The following is an 870-nucleotide window of genomic DNA, read 5'->3' as shown; positions in this document are numbered from 1 at the left end:
TTATGTGCCTGGTCCGCCAGAGACCATGCCCATTCCGGCTCCGTATGAATCTTCCTGCTCTGAGCTCCGGTCATGGTGCCGACAACGATCCAATTGATTCCGGAAAGGTCAACTGTGCCGGGATCGTCGAATAACGGCTCAAAGGTAACATGGTAATGTTTTGCTCTGACGTTTTTCCGAAGGGCGTCGATACGCCACAGTTCTGCCTTTCTCGTCACCGTAACGCCAAACCATGCGTTTTCCAGATCGGTATCAAAATCCAGCAAATCAGGTCGCTTGGTAAGGAACAGGAACTGATGCTGTGGATTTTCACGGATCTTTGCAAATACCTCGTCTCTCCATTCCGGCTTCCATCCGGAGAGATCGCTCATGCCGGTAAGAAGAAAGTTCTGCGGACGTTTCTTTTCCATCATCTTGAGCTTACCCGGAAAGAATTCCGGGTAAGCGAAGTCATCAATCATATGCCAGCGTTTCACGTTGTTGCGGGCATAGCAATATGTACACCCCACTGTGCAGCCAATGACGATATTCATGTTCTGAATCTGATCTTTGATACAAATACTCATGACTTCTGCCACTCCTCAAGATTCTTTCTGATGCGGTCGAGGCATTCCTCAAACCGGGTAATTTCTTCCTCCGAAAAACCTTTGTAGTAAATACTGCCCATCTCATCAGATACAGAATCGTACTCGCCCTTTAAGGCATGTGCTTTCTCAGTCAGAAACAGAAGTGTTTTCCTTTTGTCCGTTTTAGACTGAACACGGCTTATCAGCCCTTGATTTTCCATTCTTTCCAGCATCGTAGTAAGAGATGTTATCGCTAATCCGCATTTAGTCGAGAGTGACCTGATTGAGATACCATCCTCCTGCC

At 47.1% G+C, this 870-nt stretch carries 2 protein-coding genes; both read right to left on the bottom strand.

All coding sequences use genetic code 11. From position 1 onward, the window contains the following. Positions 1-566, bottom strand: a 566-nt coding sequence (locus H8S07_RS14245; RefSeq protein WP_186856274.1) for a radical SAM mobile pair protein A, incomplete at its 3' end; no start/stop codon positions are given. Beyond that, the coding region (locus H8S07_RS14240; RefSeq protein ID WP_186856273.1) for a MarR family winged helix-turn-helix transcriptional regulator at positions 563-870 on the bottom strand (308 nt) is incomplete at its 5' end. The genes H8S07_RS14240 and H8S07_RS14245, both read right to left, overlap by 4 nt.

Source organism: Dorea hominis, assembly GCF_014287705.1.
Classification (GTDB): Bacteria; Bacillota; Clostridia; order Lachnospirales; family Lachnospiraceae; genus Dorea_D; species Dorea_D hominis.
Note: the sequence above shows the minus strand (reverse complement) of the source record. Positions and strands in the feature narration are given on the sequence as shown.